Source organism: Streptomyces sp. NPDC006339 (assembly GCF_040612775.1).
Taxonomy (GTDB): Bacteria; Actinomycetota; Actinomycetes; order Streptomycetales; family Streptomycetaceae; genus Streptomyces.
The window spans coordinates 31,659-48,483 of sequence record NZ_JBEXQW010000037.1; the positions used below are offsets into that span (position 1 = coordinate 31,659).

15 protein-coding genes are annotated in these 16,825 nt (G+C 73.9%); 2 read left to right on the plus strand and 13 right to left on the minus strand.

Translation table 11 applies throughout. The features are described 5' to 3' along the window. Positions 1 to 73: 73 nt before the first annotated feature. The 6 genes from ABZ135_RS26955 to ABZ135_RS26980 form a co-directional block, all read right to left on the minus strand. A complete protein-coding gene (locus ABZ135_RS26955) occupies positions 74 to 271 on the minus strand; it encodes a hypothetical protein (protein WP_356698986.1) in 198 nt (65 codons plus the stop codon). Positions 272 to 1,035: 764 nt separating this feature from the next. Then, a complete protein-coding gene (locus ABZ135_RS26960) occupies positions 1,036 to 2,583 on the minus strand; it encodes a methyltransferase (RefSeq protein ID WP_356698987.1) in 1,548 nt (515 codons plus the stop codon). A 248-nt stretch (positions 2,584 to 2,831) separates the two neighbouring features. Then, positions 2,832 to 3,476 carry a small secreted protein gene (locus tag ABZ135_RS26965; RefSeq protein WP_356698989.1) on the minus strand — a complete coding sequence of 215 codons (645 nt, stop codon included), beginning with the start codon at positions 3,474 to 3,476 and terminating at the stop codon, positions 2,832 to 2,834. A 201-nt stretch (positions 3,477 to 3,677) separates the two neighbouring features. Next, positions 3,678 to 6,032, minus strand: a complete 2,355-nt coding sequence (locus tag ABZ135_RS26970) for a sodium-translocating pyrophosphatase (RefSeq protein ID WP_356698991.1) — start codon at positions 6,030 to 6,032, stop codon at positions 3,678 to 3,680. Positions 6,033 to 6,471: 439 nt separating this feature from the next. Then, positions 6,472 to 6,930, minus strand: coding sequence for an ATP-binding protein (locus tag ABZ135_RS26975; RefSeq protein WP_356698993.1), 459 nt, complete (start codon positions 6,928 to 6,930; stop codon positions 6,472 to 6,474). Positions 6,931 to 6,998: 68 nt separating this feature from the next. After that, positions 6,999 to 7,352: an STAS domain-containing protein gene (locus ABZ135_RS26980; RefSeq protein WP_356698995.1), complete on the minus strand. Its 354-nt coding sequence runs from the start codon at positions 7,350 to 7,352 to the stop codon at positions 6,999 to 7,001. 80 nt (positions 7,353 to 7,432) lie between these two features. Between ABZ135_RS26980 and ABZ135_RS26985 the strand changes: the two genes are divergently transcribed. Beyond that, positions 7,433 to 9,931: a DEAD/DEAH box helicase gene (locus ABZ135_RS26985; protein WP_356698997.1), complete on the plus strand. Its 2,499-nt coding sequence runs from the start codon at positions 7,433 to 7,435 to the stop codon at positions 9,929 to 9,931. Positions 9,932 to 10,085: 154 nt separating this feature from the next. Here the strand turns inward: ABZ135_RS26985 and ABZ135_RS26990 are convergent, their stop codons facing one another. The 7 genes from ABZ135_RS26990 to ssd form a co-directional block, all read right to left on the minus strand. Then, positions 10,086 to 10,502, minus strand: coding sequence for an Rv3654c family TadE-like protein (locus ABZ135_RS26990; RefSeq protein WP_356698998.1), 417 nt, complete (start codon positions 10,500 to 10,502; stop codon positions 10,086 to 10,088). After that, positions 10,499 to 10,840 carry a TadE family type IV pilus minor pilin gene (locus tag ABZ135_RS26995; protein ID WP_356699000.1) on the minus strand — a complete coding sequence of 114 codons (342 nt, stop codon included), beginning with the start codon at positions 10,838 to 10,840 and terminating at the stop codon, positions 10,499 to 10,501. Before ABZ135_RS26995 ends, ABZ135_RS26990 begins: the two co-directional genes overlap by 4 nt. Further along, positions 10,827 to 11,033: a DUF4244 domain-containing protein gene (locus ABZ135_RS27000; RefSeq protein ID WP_356699002.1), complete on the minus strand. Its 207-nt coding sequence runs from the start codon at positions 11,031 to 11,033 to the stop codon at positions 10,827 to 10,829. Before ABZ135_RS27000 ends, ABZ135_RS26995 begins: the two co-directional genes overlap by 14 nt. 159 nt (positions 11,034 to 11,192) lie before the next feature. Beyond that, positions 11,193 to 11,969 (minus strand): type II secretion system F family protein, encoded by a 777-nt coding sequence (locus tag ABZ135_RS27005; RefSeq protein WP_356699004.1) that lies wholly within the window; start codon positions 11,967 to 11,969, stop codon positions 11,193 to 11,195. After that, positions 11,966 to 12,823 (minus strand): type II secretion system F family protein, encoded by an 858-nt coding sequence (locus ABZ135_RS27010; RefSeq protein ID WP_356699064.1) that lies wholly within the window; start codon positions 12,821 to 12,823, stop codon positions 11,966 to 11,968. Before ABZ135_RS27010 ends, ABZ135_RS27005 begins: the two co-directional genes overlap by 4 nt. A 14-nt stretch (positions 12,824 to 12,837) precedes the next feature. Next, complete coding sequence (locus ABZ135_RS27015; RefSeq protein ID WP_356699006.1) at positions 12,838 to 13,989, minus strand: TadA family conjugal transfer-associated ATPase; 1,152 nt, start codon at positions 13,987 to 13,989, stop codon at positions 12,838 to 12,840. Next, a complete protein-coding gene (gene ssd / locus ABZ135_RS27020) occupies positions 13,986 to 15,029 on the minus strand; it encodes a septum site-determining protein Ssd (protein ID WP_356699066.1) in 1,044 nt (347 codons plus the stop codon). The genes ABZ135_RS27015 and ssd overlap by 4 nt, the downstream gene beginning before the upstream one ends. A gap of 624 nt (positions 15,030 to 15,653) precedes the next feature. Between ssd and ABZ135_RS27025 the strand changes: the two genes are divergently transcribed. Further along, positions 15,654 to 16,508, plus strand: a complete 855-nt coding sequence (locus tag ABZ135_RS27025) for an HAD-IB family hydrolase (RefSeq protein ID WP_356699007.1) — start codon at positions 15,654 to 15,656, stop codon at positions 16,506 to 16,508. Positions 16,509 to 16,825 lie beyond the last annotated feature (317 nt).

A 16,825-nucleotide genomic window follows, 5' to 3' on the forward strand; every position in this document is an offset into this window, starting at 1 on the left:
GGTAACCCGACTTCTGCCTTTCCTGCCGCCCGGACTCCCGGACCGGCGGGGCGGCCCGGCCGCCGGGGACGCGTCACAGCCGTCCGAAGCACCAGATCCCGAGGAGGAGGAATCCGGCTCCGGCGAGGGTGCTGAGCGCGGCGGCGGTGCGCGGCGCGACGCCGAGCGCGACGGGCTCGCCGTGCCGCACCCGGACGCCCGTCCAGAGCAGCAGCGCGGCTCCGAACAGCGTGAACGCCGCTCCCGCGAAGATCGCCGGCCCGCTCTCCATGCCCGTACCCCGTTCCGTCGCCCGTGGCTCTTCGGCCCCCGTAGCCGAGGCTGGCACCTCGCGGCGTCGTAGGGGCGAATTCCCGGTGAACGGCGCGGAGGGTCCCGAACGGTTTCACGAGGATGGCCGGTACTGCTGCTTCCTCCCCTCTTCTTTCGTCACCTTCCTCACATGACGCCGGGCGTGGCGGAGGGGCGGCGCGGCGCGGCTCAGGGTGGCGCGGGGCAGAGGGCGCCGTCCCGCTGGACGACGGCGGGCGGCAGGAGGCGGAAGCTGCGGGCGCGGCGTTGCCGACACGAGGGAAACGGACGTCGGCGACGCGGAGTTCCCGCCCCGGGAGGGCGGAGGAGATACCTGCGGATACTTGAAGGGGCGGCCCGACCAGCGCAGTTCCGCTGGACACAGGCGGAGCCCTCCGGTCGGACAGGGCGCGGCCGGAGAGGACACCGCCGACCGGGAGCAGCCGGGCGGGTACGGGGAAACGGAACCTCTGTGTCGGCCGGGCCCGCGCCTCCGGGCCGGCGAGCGGGGCGTCGACGGCCTCGGCGGCGAACGTACGGGGGCGGACGAGGACTTCCTCCTCCGCGAGCCGTCGCGTGACCGGCCGGTGCGGCGCGAGGGGCGCCGCCTCCCGGTCCGTCGGCCAGGGCCTCAGGAAGAGCGTCGGGAAGCGCGTCAGGAAGGGTGTCAGGAAGAGCGCCGGGAAGTGCCTCGGGAAGGGTGCGCCCTCCGGCCCCGCCTCGTCGCGCTCGATCCGTATCGACTCAGGCGGTCTCCTCTCCGGTGACCGGCAGCAGGAACCCCTCCTCGACGAGGAGCCTGATGGCCTGCGGGGTGCGGTCCCGCAGCATGACCGGGTCCTCGCCGGTGAGCTGCCCGATGGCGTCGAGGATGCGGCCGGCGCTCAGCGAGCCGTCGCACACGCCCGCGAAGCCGGCGGCGACGTGGTCGACGCGGGTGGCGCGACGCATCCCCCGGTTCTGCCGCAGCAGCACGTGCTCGGGGTCCTCGGCACCGGGCAGGCCGACCTGCTCCTGCACGACCTCGGGGGCGAGGACGAAGCGGTCGGCGAGCAGGGCCGCGTTGTCGTGCGTGCGCAGGTAGTCCTGGCGCTCGAAGTGGGCCCGGACGGTGTCGCCGAGCGGCTGCTCGACGGGATGCGGCCACTCCTCCAGGACGATCGACGGCTCGATCGCGCCGGAGGCGACGGCCGCGTTCTTGCGCAGGGTGATCCAGCCGAAGCCGATGCCCTTGGTCCCGCGGGCCTCGAACTCGTCGAGCCAGCGCCCGTACGCCCTGCGGTACTCCTCCGGGTCGCCGCGGTGCTCGCCGCTGTCGCGCAGCCACAGCTCGGTGTACTGGGTGACGTCCTGGACCTCGCGCTGCACGATCCAGGCGTCGCAGCCGCGCGGCACCCAGGAGCGCAGCCGGTCCTGCCACTCCTCGCCTTCGACGTGCTGCCAGTTGGCGAGGAACTGGGCGTACCCGCCGTCGTTGAGGCGGTCTCCGGCCTGCTGGACGAGCGTGCGGCACAGGTCGTCGCCGCCCATGCCGCCGTCCCGGTAGGTGAGCCCGCTGCCGGGGGAGATGACGAACGGCGGGTTGGAGACGATGAGGTCGTACGTGTCTCCGTCGACCGGCTCGAAGAGCGAGCCCTGCAGCAGCTCGGCGCCGCGGGCCCCGGAGAGGGCGAGAGTGAGCCGGGTGAAGTCCAGGGCGCGCGGGTTGAGGTCGGTGGCGGTGACCAGGGTGGCGTGCTGGGCGGCGTGCAGGGCCTGGATGCCGGAGCCGGTGCCGAGGTCGAGGGCGGTGGCGACGGGGGTGCGGACGGTGATGCCGGCGAGGGTGGTGGAGGCTCCGCCGACGCCGAGGACGACCCCTTCGTCCTTCGTACCGATGCCGCCCGCCCCGCCGACGGCGCAGCCGAGGTCGGAGACGATGAACCAGTCCTCGCCGTCCGGGCCGCCGTACGGCCGCACGTCGACCGTCGCGCGCACGGTGTCGTCCTCGCAGACCACCCAGCCGTCGGCGAGCGCCTCCTCCAGGGGCAGCGCGGCGGCGGCCCGCTCCTGCGCGACCGGCCGCTGGAGCAGGAAGAGGCGGACGAGGGTCTCCAGCGGGGAGTCACCGGGAGTGGCCCGCAGCGCCGGCACGGTCTCACTGCGCGCGAGGGCGGCGTACGCCTGCGCGCCGAGCAGATCGAGCAGGCCGTCGGCGGTGAAGTCCGCGGCGAGCATGGCCTCGCGCAGTCGAGCGGCGTGCGTGGGCACCGGAAGGCTGGTGGTCGTGCTGGTCGTACTCACGCGCCCCATTGTGACCCCCACCACCGACAACCCCCGCACTGGCGGGGCCAGGGCGGGCGCGTCCGGGGGAGGGATGTCGGGCGGCACGAGCCCCGTCCGCCGGGTGCCTGTCCCGAGCCCCGTCCGCCGGGCGCCTGTCCCGCCGGCCCCGGCCGGGTCCGGCGAACGGCCTTCCCCGGGGCCGGCCCGAACGGCCTCCGCCGGGCCGGCCGACGCGGACGGCCGCGTCGGCGGCCCGGCCCGGGCGGCGCCCGGGGCTACTCCTCGCTCTTGGCCGAGGCGCTGGGCTTGGCGGACGGGGTGGTGGCCGACTTGGTCGCCGGGGCGCCGGCCTTCGGGGAGGCGGTCGGCGGGGTGGACGCCTTGGGGGTCTGGCAGCCCGGCTGCTTGGCCATGGCCTGGCCCAGCTCGCCCGCCTGGAGCTTGGCGACGGCGTCCTGGTCCATGTTCTGGATCTTCGCCAGGTTGTCGGAGACGACCTTGAGCCCGTCGGCGAACTTCTGCTGGTTCGACGTGTCGAGCGCGTCGACCTGCTTCTTCAGCCCGTCGTACGCGACGGCCGTGGCGTTGAGCTCCTTGATGGCGTCCTGCTGGATCTTCTCGCCGTTCTCGACGGGCGGCGCCCCGGCGCTCTCCACTGCCTTCGCCAGGGCCCGGTCGGCGTCGGCGATGTCCTGGAAGGCCCTGGAGTCGGCCGCCTGGATCGTGGCGGGCTTGCTGTCGGCCGCCGTGGAGATGATCAGTTGGTTGGCGTTGGCCCTCTTCTGGATCTGCGGCTGCGCCTGGTCGCAGAACGTCTTGGCCCAGTCGTTGACCTTGTCGCCCTCGTCGTCGCCGCAACCGGACAGCACGAGCACCAGTACCGCGCCGCCGGACAGTGCGGCCGCAAGCTTCTTGTTCACCGGATCGGTCCCTTCCAAGGCTCTCGGCCCCGGAACATACACGCCGTGCGGACGACTTCCACCGATCGTGCGACCGATTCATCCGATATTGAAGCCGTTTGCACCAAGGAGACAGGGGCGGACGTCACGTCAGAAGACGGCGCCCGCCCCCATCGTGAGGGTGTGTCACCCACCGCCGCCGCGAGGGACGGCGGCCGAGGTCTACGGAGCGACCGCGGCACCCGTCGAGGAGTCGTCGCGGTCGGCCGAGTCCGACCCCACCGTCACCGACCGCCGCTTGGAGACCCGCACCGCCGCCACGATGACGACGATCGCCACGACGGCGACCAGGGCCCGCAGCCAGGCGCTGGCGTCGTCCCCGTAACTGAACTGCACCACGGCGGGCGCGATCAGCAGCGCGACCAGGTTCATCACCTTCAGGAGCGGGTTGATCGCCGGTCCCGCGGTGTCCTTGAAGGGGTCGCCGACCGTGTCGCCGATGACGGTCGCGGCATGCGCGTCGCTGCCCTTCCCGCCGAAGTGACCGTCCTCGACGAGCTTCTTCGCGTTGTCCCACGCGCCACCGGAGTTGGCGAGGAAGACGGCCATCAGGGCGCCGGTGCCGATCGCCCCGGCGAGGTACGCGCCGAGCGCGCCGACCCCGAGGGAGAAACCGACCGCGATGGGGGCCATCACGGCGAGCAGCCCGGGCGTGGCGAGTTCGCGCAGCGCGTCCTTGGTGCAGATGTCGACGACCCGGCCGTACTCGGGCTTCTCGCTGTAGTCCATGATCCCGGGGTGCTCGCGGAACTGCCGCCGCACCTCGAACACGACGGCTCCGGCCGACCGGGACACGGCGTTGATGGCGAGGCCGGAGAACAGGAAGACGACCGCGGCGCCGAGGATCAGGCCGAAGAGGTTGTTGGGCTGGGAGATGTTCATGGACAGGTTCATCTCGCTCGCCCTCGCCCCCACGTCGGCGACCGAGGTCGCGATGGCGTCCCGGTAGGAGCCGAAGAGCGCGGCCGCGGCCAGCACGGCGGTGGCGATCGCGATGCCCTTGGTGATCGCCTTGGTGGTGTTGCCGACGGCGTCGAGGTCGGTGAGGACCTGGGCGCCGGCGCCCTGCACGTCACCGGACATCTCGGCGATGCCCTGGGCGTTGTCGGAGACCGGACCGAAGGTGTCCATGGCGACGATCACGCCGACGGTGGTGAGCAGCCCGGTGCCGGCGAGGGCGACCGCGAACAGCGCCAGCATGATGGAGGCGCCGCCCAGCAGGAACGCCCCGTAGACGGCGAGGCCGATCAGCAGGGCCGTGTAGACGGCGGACTCCAGGCCGATGGAGACCCCGGCGAGGATGACGGTGGCGGGGCCGGTCAGCGAGGACTTGCCGATGTCGCGCACCGGGCGCCGGCCGGTCTCGGTGAAGTAGCCGGTGAGCTGCTGGATGAGCGCGGCGAGCACGATGCCGATGGCGACCGCGACCAGGGCGAGGACGCGCGGGTCGCCGCCGTGGGTGAGGATGCCGGGCTCGGTGACGCCCTTGAGGTCGGCGTAGGAGGACGGGAGGTAGGCGTAGACGACGGCGGCGACGAGGGCGAGCGAGATCAGCGCGGAGAGGAAGAAGCCCCGGTTGATGGCGGTCATGCCGCTGCGGTCGGCGCGCCGCGGGGCGACCGCGAAGATGCCGATCATCGCGGTGACCACGCCGATCGCCGGCACCATCAGGGGGAAGGCGAGTCCGAGGTCGCCGAAGGCGGCCTTGCCGAGGATGAGCGCGGCGACGAGGGTCACGGCGTACGACTCGAAGAGGTCGGCGGCCATGCCCGCGCAGTCGCCGACGTTGTCGCCGACGTTGTCCGCGATGGTGGCGGCGTTGCGCGGGTCGTCCTCGGGGATGCCCTGCTCGACCTTGCCGACGAGGTCGGCGCCGACGTCGGCGGCCTTGGTGAAGATGCCGCCGCCGACCCTCATGAACATCGCGATGAGGGCGGCGCCGAGGCCGAAGCCCTCCAGGACCTTGGGCGCGTCGGCGGCGTAGACGAGCACCACGCAGGACGCGCCGAGCAGGCCGAGGCCGACGGTGAACATGCCGACCACGCCACCGGTACGGAAGGCGATCTTCATGGCCCGGTGGGACACCGAGGCCAGGTCCTTCTCCGGCTGCCCCTCGGCGGGCGTGGCCTCCCGGGCCGCCGCGGCGACCCGGACGTTCGCGCGGACGGCGAGCCGCATGCCGACGTATCCGGTGACCGCCGAGAAAAGCGCGCCGACCAGGAAGAACAGCGAGCGCCCGGCCCGCTGCGACCAGGTGTCGGCAGGCAGCAGGAAGAGGAGGAAGAAGACGACGACGGCGAAGACGCCGAGGGTGCGCAACTGCCGGGCGAGATAGGCGTTCGCCCCTTCCTGCACGGCGGCCGCGATCTTCTTCATGGCTTCCGTGCCCTCGCCGGCCGCCAGCACCTGGCGGACGAGGACCTGCGCCACGACCAGCGCCGCGAGGGCGACGGCCGCGACGACGACCACGATCACACGGTTCTCCTGAGTGAGCACCGCGGCTGCGAGACCCGCCATTCCGTCCTCCTTGACGTCGCATGGTCAAGACAAGGCGGATTGTAAGGAGAGAAACCTGATCAAAACGGGTCGCCGCAATCGGAATTCACGAATAGCTCGCAAGTACCACCGAATGCGGTAATGGATCTCAGGCAGGCGATACCGCCTGGGAACGGAAAAAGAGGCCCTGCGGGGCAGGGCCTCTTTTTCGGTGGTCTACGAGCCGGAGCCGGCGGTGGGCGTCCTGAAGCCCGGCCGGCGGCTGTGCCGCCCCACCGACGCCTGGTGGGCCGGCCGCGGGCGGGCGGGCCGTCCGGTGCGCTTGCGGGGGGTCGGGGTCGTTTGTGGGCCACGTGGGCCGTGTGCCGGTGTCCCGGGCCGTCGGCTGAGGCGGCAGCCGTTCCCCGCCGCGATCGTCCGCGGCCGGTCCGTAGCGGTCCGCGGGCGGTCGTCGCCGGGGTCAGGCGAGCGCCGCGTCCGGGTGGGCGGGCCAGCTCATCCTGATGATGCCGCCGTCCTCTCCGGCTCTCACCTCGACGTCGTCGACGAGCCCGCGGATCACCGCGAGGCCCATCTCGTCCTCACCGTCCGCGTCGTCGAACTCCTCGGCCGGCGCCGCGTCCCGCGCGCCGGGCACACCGGCGGCGTCCGCAGCCGCCACGCCCGCGCCCGGCACCTCGTCGCCGACCTCGATGGAGAAGGTCTTCTCCTCCTCGGTCAGCACGACCCGGACGGGGGTGGTGACGCCGTTGCTGCGATGCAGCCCCACCGCACGCGAACATGCCTCGCCGACGGCGAGCCGGACCTCGTCGAGGACCGCCTCGTCGACCCCGGCCCTGCGCGCCACCGCGGCCGCCACGAGGCGGGCCGTGCGGACGTGCTCGGGCTGGGCGCTGAAGAGGAGTTCAACGGTGGCCATGCGATCGATCCCCCTGGGGTTCTCGGCGGCGGCTGCGCGAAGCGGAGCGACGGCTCCTCCACGTGGCCTCAGTCGGCGGCGTTGATGGCCTCGTCCACCGAGGTGTGGATCGGGAACACCTTGGTCAGGCCGGTGATCCGGAAAATCTTGAGGATGCGCTCCTGGTTGCAGACCAGACGCAGCGATCCCTCATGCGCGCGCACGCGCTTCAGGCCGCCCACCAGCACGCCGAGGCCGGTCGAGTCGAGGAAGTCCACGCCTTCCATGTCGACAACCAGGTGGTAGCTGCCGTCATTCACCAACTCGACCAACTGCTCGCGCAGCTTGGGCGCGGTATACACATCAATCTCGCCACCGACCTCGACGACCGTACGGTCGCCGTTGGGGCCGGGCAGAGTGCGAGTCGACAGAGACAGGTCCACGGGTCCTCCAGCACCTAGCTATCGAGCGGCCGTCCCTCGAGGTCTCCCGTGCGGAGCCACGGGACGGATCGCCGGCCGCGATGGCATTCAATCACTTACCGGCAGTCATGCACGACGCCTTGGAAGCATTGTCCGTCACGCCGGTGACACACTCGGTGCCGATGGCCACGAATCACCGCCCCAGCCGACCCACCGGGGACACGGGCAGCCGCCCCTCTCCCGGTGAGGTCCTCGACCGACTCTCGCGAGGCGAGAGCCGGGCCGCGCGCATCACCCATATGGAGCATCTGCCCGCCCGGGCGGGCCGTCATGCCGTCTGGCCGCACCGCATCCGGGCGGAAGTGATCGCCGCCATCGAGAAGGCCGGCATCGAGCACCCGTGGGCCCACCAGGCCGAAGCCGCCGAGCACGCGCTGGACGGCACCTCTGTGGTGATCGCCACGGGAACCGCCTCGGGCAAGTCGCTGGCCTATCTCACCCCCGTCCTCTCCACCCTCCTGGACGGCGCCGAGGCCCCCAACGGGCGCGGCGCCACCGCTCTGTACCTGGCCCCCACCAAGGCGCTCGCCGCCGACCAGCGGCGTGCCGTACGGGAACTGGCCGCGCCGCTCGGCAACCGGATCCGGGCCGCCGTCTACGACGGCGACACGCCGGTCGAGGAGCGCGAGTGGGTCCGCCAGTACGCCAACTACGTGCTCACCAACCCCGACATGCTGCACCGGGGCATACTTCCCTCCCACTCCCGCTGGTCCTCCTTCCTCCGCTCCCTCCGCTATGTCGTGATCGACGAGTGCCACACCTACCGGGGCGTCTTCGGCTCCCACGTCGCCCAGGTGCTGCGCCGGCTGCGTCGCGTCTGTGCCCGGTACGGCTCCGAACCGGTCTTCCTCCTCGCCTCGGCCACCTCCGCCGAACCGTCCCTCGCCGCCGGCCGCCTCACCGGCCTGCCCGTCACCGAGGTGTCGGACGACGCCTCCCCGCGCGGCGACGTGGTCTTCGCCCTGTGGGAGCCGCCGCTGACCGAGCTGCACGGCGAGCAGGGCGCGCCGGTCCGCCGCACCGCCACCGCCGAGACCGCCGACCTGCTGACCGACCTGACGGTGCAGGGCGTCCGATCGGTCGCCTTCGTCCGCTCCCGGCGCGGCGCCGAGCTGATCTCGGTGATCGCCCAGGAACGCCTCGCCGAGGTCGACCGCTCCCTGGCCCGCCGGGTCGCCGCCTACCGGGGCGGCTATCTGCCCGAGGAGCGCCGCGCCCTGGAACGGGCGCTGCACTCCGGCGAACTCCTCGGCCTGGCCGCCACGACCGCCCTGGAGCTGGGGGTGGACGTCTCGGGCCTGGACGCCGTCCTGATCGCCGGCTACCCGGGCACCCGCGCCTCCCTGTGGCAGCAGGCCGGCCGCGCGGGGCGCACGGGCGAGGGCGCGCTCGCGATCCTGGTCGCCCGCGACGACCCGCTGGACACCTTCCTGGTCCACCACCCCGAGGCGATCTTCCAGCAGCCGGTCGAATCGACCGTCCTCGACCCCGACAACCCGTACGTCCTCGCCCCCCATCTGTGCGCCGCCGCCGCGGAACTGCCGCTGACCGAGTCCGACCTGACCCTGTTCGGGCCGGCCGTGCCCGAACTGCTGCCCCAGTTGGAGGCCGCCGGTCTGCTGCGCCGCCGCTCCACCGGCTGGTTCTGGACCCGCAGGGAGCGGGCCGCCGACCTGACCGACATCCGGGGCGGCGGCGGCAGCCCCGTCCGGATCGTCGAGTCCGGCACGGGGCGGCTGCTCGGCACGGTCGACGAGGCCGCCTCCCACGCCTCCGTCCACGAGGGCGCCGTCCACCTCCACCAGGGCCGCACCTATCTGGTTCGCGAGCTCGACCTCAAGGACTCGGTGGCCCTCGTCGAGGAGGCGAACCCGCCCTACTCGACCACCGCCCGCGACATCACCTCCATCTCCGTCCTGTCCACCGACACCGAGATCCCGTGGGGAGCCGGCCGCCTCTGCTACGGCTCCGTCGAGGTCACCAACCAGGTCGTCTCCTTCCTCCGCCGCCGGCTGATCACCGGCGAGGTACTCGGCGAGTCCAAGCTCGATCTGCCGCCCCGCACCCTGCGCACCCGGGCCGTGTGGTGGACGGTCACCGAGGACCAGCTCGACGCCGCCCGGATCAACCCGGAGATCCTCGGCGGCGCCCTGCACGCCGCCGAACACGCCTCCATCGGCATGCTGCCGCTCTTCGCCACCTGTGACCGCTGGGACATCGGCGGCGTCTCCGTCCCGCTCCACCCCGACACACTGCTGCCGACCGTGTTCGTCTACGACGGCCACCCTGGCGGCGCGGGCTTCGCCGAGCGCGCCTTCCACACCGCCCGCTCCTGGCTGACCGCCACCCGCGAGGCCATCGCCTCCTGCGAATGCGACTCCGGCTGCCCCTCCTGCATCCAGTCCCCCAAATGCGGCAACGGCAACGACCCCCTCCACAAGCGAGGCGCGGTCCGCCTCCTGACGGAGCTCCTCCGAGGCGCCCCCGAGGAGACGACCCCCGGGCGGGACCAGGGGAGCGGGGAGGCGGAGGGCACGTAGCCCTCGGCGGGCCGCCGGGGCCATGCGGACGGCCCCGGGCGGACGCCCGGCCAGGCGCCGGCCGGGCGGGAGCCGTCGACCGGCCCCGCCACCGGAAGGGGCGCAGGACCGCCGCGACCGGGGCTCCCCCTGCGGCTCCGGCAGGAGCCCGGGGTCACCCGTACGGCGCGGGCGGCGGCCCCGCCGGCGGGCCGGGAAGGGGTGCGGGTGCCAGGCCGGGGAGGGGTGCGGGGAGGGGAGGTCCCGCGCGGGATCTGACCTCGCTCGTCCAAGGGCCGAGGGTGACCCCGGCGGTGACGTCCGCGATGTCGTCCCGGACGTCACAGCGCATCAGGGCGGCTCCCTGGGCCGTGGCGACACGGGTCGCGGCCGCGCAGGCGTCCGCCTCGCCCCACAGGGCGCGGTCGGCGGCGGCGAGGGCGGCCAGGTCGGCCGCGCCGCCGGCCCGATGGCGGGCCGTGACGGCCTGGCCGAGCGCGAGGACGGCACCGAACACCACGCACAGGGCGCAGGCCGCGAGGGCGGTCCACACCGTCGCCGCTCCCCGGTCATTCCGGCCCCGGCTGCTCACACCGTCTCCTCGGCGAGCGCCACCGCCGCGGCCCGCAGGGTCAGCCCCAGTCCGCCGGGCCCGGGTGCCGCCGCCTCCACGGTGACCCGCCAGAGGTCCCCCTCGCGCACGACCCCGACTCTGGCGCCCTCGGGAGCGGCGGCCCTGGCCGCGGCCTCGGCAGCCGGCAGCGGCTCGGAGCGGGCCACCGCCCGCGCACCCGCCCTGGCCGCGTCGACGCACCGGATCTGCGCGGCGGCCGCGCCGAGGGCCCACAGCAGGGTCGCCGTGAACAGGACCAGGGCGGGCAGCACGACCGCCGCCTCCGCGGTCACCGAACCCCGGTCAGAACGGCGCATCGAGGGCCTTCCCGATCACCGACTCCAGCGCCTTCGTGACCGCGCCGCTGGTGAGGACCTTGTACAGCACGGCCGCGAAACCGGCCGCGGCGATGGTGCCCATCGCGTACTCCGTCGTGCTCATTCCGGCGTCCCGCCGCGCCGCGGCCTTCCGGGTCCGCCACCAACCGGCCAAGCGCTTCCCGATCTTCATGTCCCGTCTCCCGTCTTGTGCGGACACCTGTCGTGCCGTCGCGTTGCTGTGTGTGGGTGTTGCCGTGTCTGGGTGTCGCTGTGTCTGGGTGTTGCTGTGTTGCTGTGTCGTCGCCTCTTCGCGTCGCCGTGGCGTCATCGCGCCTCCCGCCTCCCGCTGTCACCGGCCGCCGAGCAGTCCGCTCGCCAGACCGATCACCACCGGCGCCACGCCCACCGCCAGAAAGGCGGGCAGGAAGCACAGCCCGACCGGCGCCGTGATCAGCACCTGGGCCCGCTGCGCGCGGGTCGTCGCCGTGCGGGCGCGGGCGGCCCGCAGGCCGTCGGCGTGCCGTGCCACGGCCTCGGCGGCAGGCGCCCCGGAGGAGGCCGCCCGCTCCAGGCAGCGGGCGAGACCCTCCGCACCCGGAATCTCCCCGAACCTCCGCCAGACCTCGGACGGTTCGCCCCCGAGCCGCAGCTCGGCGGCGGTGCGGATCAGCCGCTCACCGACCGGGCCGCCCAGGGACCGGCCGACCGCCTCGGCGGACTCGCCCGGCCCGGCTCCCGCCGAGGCGCACGCCGCCAGGAGGTCCGCGGCGAGCGGCAGTTGACGCGCCGCCTCCATGTCGTCCGCGCCACTCGTGCCCGCGCCTCGCGGCCGGCGCGCCCGCCACCGTCTCAGCCCCCAGGCGGCGGCGATCCCGGCGGTGCCACCGAGGAGCCCGCCGATCAGCACGTACGCGCCGAGGGCTGCCAGGATCGGCACGCCCCAGGTCCGCAGCGTCGCCGGCAGTCCGCTGCCCCGCCTCCGGCCGGGGGCCGGCGCCGCTCCCTGGCACGGTCCGGCCGCCAGGAGTGCGCTCATCCGCCGGCGCCCCCTTCGTAGGCGACCGTGATCCACCACGGTCACGATGACCGCCGCGACGGCGCACAGCGCCGCGAGAAGCACCGTCATGGCCGCTCCCCCGCTCGCACGATCCGGGCCGCCCACCACAGTCCCAGGGCCTCCAGCACGCCGCCGACGGCCAGGCAGCCCAGGCCGGCGGGAGTGTGGAGCAGCACCCACAGCGGGCGGGCGCCGAGTGCCGCGCCCAGGCCGAGTCCGGCGAGCGGCAGGACGGCGAGGACCGCCACCGTCGCCCAGGCTCCCGCCAGTTGGGCCCGCAGCCGCTCCCGCTGGTCCCGGTGGGCCCGCACCGCGGCCTCCAGCCGGTCGAGGCCGGCGGCGAGGCCCGCGCCGCCGTCGACGGCGACCTGCCAGCAGGCGGCCAGGCCGGCCAGGCCCTCGGCACCTTCTTGCCGACCCGCCCGCCGCAGCGCCTCGGGCACGTCCCCGCCGAACCGGGCGGCGGCGAGGACCGCCGCCTCCTCTCCACCGAGGGCCCCGGTCGTCCGCGCCGCGAACGAGAGGGCCTGGGCAGGCTGCCGGCCGGCTCTGAGCTCGCCCGCGACGGCCCCGCACAGCGCGACCACCCGGTCGGCGCGCGCTTCCCGTTCCCGTCCACCGCGGGCCGCCCGCAGCCTGCGCCCGACCAGCGGCACCGCGGCCGCCCCGGCGAGCAGCGGAAGAGGCGAGGACCCGAGGAGCGCGAGCGCTCCCGCCACCGGCAGGCACAGCCACTCCGGCCGGCCGCGCACCGCCTCCCACCACCGTCCGGTGACCGCGGGCCGGAGCGACACGGCCGCGCCTCCCGGCAGGGCCAGGACCGTCCGGGCCCTGCGGGCCGCCCGCTCCCGTTCGGCCGTCCACCACAGCGCCGCCACCACGCACAGCGCCACCGCTCCCTGCGCCGCCAGACCTCCCGGCATCGTCGTCGTCACCGTCACCGCTCCCCTCCGATCAGCGACCGCAGCCGCCCCCAGCCCCGCTCACGCTCGAACCCGTCCGCCGCCCAGCGCAGCGCGGGCACCGTCACCACCAGCCCCTCCCGGTCCCGTTCGAGGACGTGCACCTCGGCGATCCGCCGCCGCCCGGACCGGTCCCGCACCAGGTGCAGCACCGCGGAGAGCCCCGCGCCCAACTGGCTGTGCAGGGCGGCCCGGTCGAGTCCGGCCGCCGTCCCCAGGGCTTCGAGACGGGCGGGGACGTCCGCCGCCGTGTTGGCGTGGACCGTTCCGCAGCCTCCTTCGTGGCCGGTGTTCAGGGCGGCCAGCAGGTCGACCGCCTCGGCCCCCCGGACCTCGCCGACGACGAGCCGGTCCGGCCGCATCCGCAGGGCCTGGCGCACCAGGTCCCGCAGGGTCACGAGGCCGGCGCCCTCCTGGTTGGGCGGACGCGCCTCCAGGCGCACGACATGCGGGTGGTCGGGGCGCAGTTCGGCCGAGTCCTCGGCGATGACGATCCGCTCCCGTGCGCCGACGAGGCCGAGCAGTGTGGACAGCAGGGTCGTCTTGCCCGATCCCGTACCGCCGCTGACGAGGAAGGAGACCCGGGCCTCGACGAGCGCCCTCAGGACCGGCTCCCCGCCCGGCGGGACGGTGCCCGCGTCGGTCAACTCCCCTACGGAGAAGGCCCTCGGCCGGACCACCCGCAGCGACAGACAGGTCGAGCCGACGGCGACCGGCGGCAGGACGGCGTGCATCCGGGTGCCGTCCGGCAGTCGGGCGTCCACCCAGGGCCGGGCGTCGTCGAGGCGCCGGCCCGCCACGGCCGCGAGCCGTTGCGCCAGCCTCCGTACCGCCGCCGCGTCGGGGAACGTCACCCCGGTCGCTTCGAGCCCGGCACCGCGGTCCACCCAGACGCGGTCGGGCGCGGAGACGAGGACGTCGGTGACGCGGGGATCGGCCAGCAGCGGCTCCAACGGTCCGGTGCCGACCAGCTCGGAGCGCAATTCCTCGGCGGCGCCGAGCACTTCCGCGTCTCCCAGCAGCCGCCCCTGGGCCCGCAGGGCCGCCGCGACCCGCGCCGGGGTCGGCTCGGCGCCGCTCTCCGCGAGCCGCTGCCGTACCGCGTCGAGCAGCCCCGCCCCGCTCACGCGGCACGCTCCGGGGCGAGTGCGTGCTCCCAGAACGCGGCGCAGAACCGTCCGAGTCCGCCGCGGTCGTCGGCGCCGGGTGGCGCCCCGCCGTCTCCGGCCGCCGAAAGATCGGGCTCGTAGGGGAGTTCGCCGACGAGGGGCAGTCGCAGGGCTTCGGCGATCCACCGCTCGTCGAGCCCGGGAGCGTAGGGGCCGCGCACCACGGCGCGGAGGTCTTGGAGCACCATGCCGACGGCTCCCGCCACGCGGTGGGCGGCGGCGACGGCCCGCAGTTCGCCGGGGACGAGCAGCAGGCCGAGGTCGAGCTGGGCCAGGGCCTCGGTGGCGGCGCCGTCGAGCGTGCGGGGCAGGTCGACCACGACCACGCCGTCGCGCCTGCGGGCGGCGGCGAGCACCGAGCGCATGACCTCCGCCGGCACGTGGACCGGGTCGCCGCGGTCCCAGCTCAGCACCCGCAGACCCCGCACCGAGGGCAGCGACTCCTCCAGGGCCCCGCCGGCGAGGCGCCCCTTCGAGGCGGCGAAGTCGGGCCACCGGTGTCCTTCGACCCGCTCCCCGCCGAGCAGGACGTCGAGTCCGCCGCCGAGCGGGTCGCCGTCGACGAGCAGGGTGCGCTGTCCGGCGCGCGCCGCGGCGAGGGCCAGGGCGCAGGCGAGGGTGGAGGCCCCGGCCCCGCCGCGACCGCCGATGACGCCGACGGTCAGCGCCTGCCCGCCGGCTCCTTCGACGGCGTCGGCGATCAGGTCGACGAGCCTGCCTTCCGCGTCGGGCAGGATCAGGACGCTCTCCGCGCCGATCTCGACGGCCTGCCGCCACACGGCCGGGTCGTCCGCTTCCCGGCCGACGAGCAGGACGCCGGGCCTGCGGGTGGCGCCGCGGCAGCGGGCCGCGACGTCGTCGCCGACGAGGACGAGCGGCGGGTCGGTCCAGGCCGCGCGGCGCTCGGGCACGGTGTGGTGCACCTCGGGCTCGGCGCCCGCGGCGGCGCACAGCCGCAGGAGGTCGTCGAGGAGCACGAGGTCCTCGGTCAGGATCAGCGGCCGGGGCGGCCGTACTCCGTCGTCCGCGCTCCCGTCCCCTGCTCGCGCGCTCGCATGACGAGGGCCGGGGCCCGAGGCCGGCCCCCGGTCCTCGTACGGCACCCGGCCCTCGTACGGGACGACGGCGGACCCGTCTCGCCTCCGCGTCGCGGAAGTCTTCGGTCGCTCCACGGCACACACCCCTCACGTGATTCCTGCGGTCCGCGGACTTCGCGGCCGGAATCACCGTGCAGGCGTCTCGGAAATCTTGGGGATCTTGCTCGAAAACTGTGGATAACCCGGCGCCTGTGAATAACTTCGCCACCCGAACAGGTACTGCCCGCAGAGCAGCAGGCCGACTACGCTGAGTGACGAAACGGCGGGGTTCGCGTCGGCGTGCCCGACGACGCCCGCGGGCCGCAGCGAGAGGGGAAAGTGGTGGAACGATGGACGAAAACGTGTCCGGACATGCGACGACCCCCGCCGGGGGGGAGAGCGGGGGTCGTCTCTCCGGCCGACTCGGGGGGGGAGGAGCCGGTCCGGGTTAGCACGGTCGCGAACGATCCGTGACTTCCATGGTGTACCCGAGAGCCTTCTCAGGCAAACCCACGCGCCCCAGCGTACGCCGAATGGCGGGCACCTATGCTCAGGCTCGTGGAAAACCACTCGATGCCGCGCGCAGCCGCCTTCTTTGACCTGGACAAGACGGTCATTGCGAAGTCCTCGACGCTGACCTTCAGCAAGTCCTTCTACCGGGGCGGGCTGATCAGCCGCCGTGCCGCGCTGCGGACGGCGTACATCCAGTTCGTCTACCTGGTGGGCGGAGCGGATCACGACCAGATGGAGCGGATGCGCGAATATCTTTCCGCGCTCTGCAAAGGCTGGAACGTCGCGCAGGTCAAGGAGCTCGTGGCCGAGACCCTGCACGACCTGATCGACCCGCTCATCTACGACGAGGCGGCCTCCCTCATCGAGGACCACCACGCCGCGGGCCGCGATGTCGTGATCGTCTCGACCTCCGGGGCCGAGGTCGTCGAGCCCATCGGCGAGATGCTCGGCGCCGACCGGGTCGTCGCCACCCGGATGGTGGTCGGCGAGGACGGCTGCTTCACGGGCGAGGTGGAGTACTACGCGTACGGCCCGACGAAGGCCGAGGCGGTGCGCGAGCTGGCCGAGTCCGAGGGGTACGACCTGGCGCGCTGCTACGCCTACAGCGACTCCGCGACCGACCTGCCGATGCTGGAGGCCGTGGGCCACCCGTACGCGGTGAACCCCGACCGGGCGCTGCGCCGGGAGGCCACGGCCCGGGACTGGCCGGTCCTGTTCTTCAACAAGCCGGTCCGGCTCAAGCAGCGGCTTCCGGAGTTCCGGATGCCGCCCCGTCCGGCGCTCGTCGCCGCCGCGGCCGTGGGAGCGGCGGCCGCCACGGCCGGTCTCGTCTGGTACGCCAGCCGCCGCCGGCAGGCCGCGCTGACGCGGGCGGCCGGGGCCGCCTAGGCCACCCCACTTGCCGATCACTTTGCCCGGATTTGAGAAGAAAGCAAAGAAGCGGAGTCAGGACTTTCGCTTCCCTCCGGACAGGAGTAGAAAGGAATCAGGCCCGCGAGACCTGGGACATCCGAGAGGATCACCTGTTGAGCAAGAAGGCCCCACGGACCTAAGCACGGAAACCTGGCACCCACGCGACGTCGACCCTTCGATTAAGGGCCAGCCGCACCAGGCGAAGGGCAAAGTTCCCCGCCTGATGGGCACATATCGAGGACGCTTGGTAACTGGGCGGACGTGCCAGCGGCGGTACCGAAGTCTGGTACCGC

What these genes read in the sequence shown, in the direction of transcription:
- ABZ135_RS26960 (WP_356698987.1), bottom strand. Translation starts at nt 2,583, where the DNA reads ATGGGGCGCGTGAGTACGACCAGCACGACCACCAGCCTTCCGGTGCCC.
- ABZ135_RS27000 (WP_356699002.1), bottom strand. Translation starts at nt 11,033, where the DNA reads ATGAAGATCGGGAAGCGCTTGGCCGGTTGGTGGCGGACCCGGAAGGCC.
- ABZ135_RS26970 (WP_356698991.1), bottom strand. Translation starts at nt 6,032, where the DNA reads ATGGCGGGTCTCGCAGCCGCGGTGCTCACTCAGGAGAACCGTGTGATC.
- ABZ135_RS26985 (WP_356698997.1), top strand. Translation starts at nt 7,433, where the DNA reads ATGGCATTCAATCACTTACCGGCAGTCATGCACGACGCCTTGGAAGCA.
- ABZ135_RS26955 (WP_356698986.1), bottom strand. Translation starts at nt 271, where the DNA reads ATGGAGAGCGGGCCGGCGATCTTCGCGGGAGCGGCGTTCACGCTGTTC.
- ABZ135_RS26975 (WP_356698993.1), bottom strand. Translation starts at nt 6,930, where the DNA reads ATGGCCACCGTTGAACTCCTCTTCAGCGCCCAGCCCGAGCACGTCCGC.
- ABZ135_RS27025 (WP_356699007.1), top strand. Translation starts at nt 15,654, where the DNA reads ATGCTCAGGCTCGTGGAAAACCACTCGATGCCGCGCGCAGCCGCCTTC.
- ABZ135_RS26995 (WP_356699000.1), bottom strand. Translation starts at nt 10,840, where the DNA reads ATGCGCCGTTCTGACCGGGGTTCGGTGACCGCGGAGGCGGCGGTCGTG.
- ABZ135_RS27010 (WP_356699064.1), bottom strand. Translation starts at nt 12,823, where the DNA reads ATGCCGGGAGGTCTGGCGGCGCAGGGAGCGGTGGCGCTGTGCGTGGTG.
- ABZ135_RS27005 (WP_356699004.1), bottom strand. Translation starts at nt 11,969, where the DNA reads ATGACGGTGCTTCTCGCGGCGCTGTGCGCCGTCGCGGCGGTCATCGTG.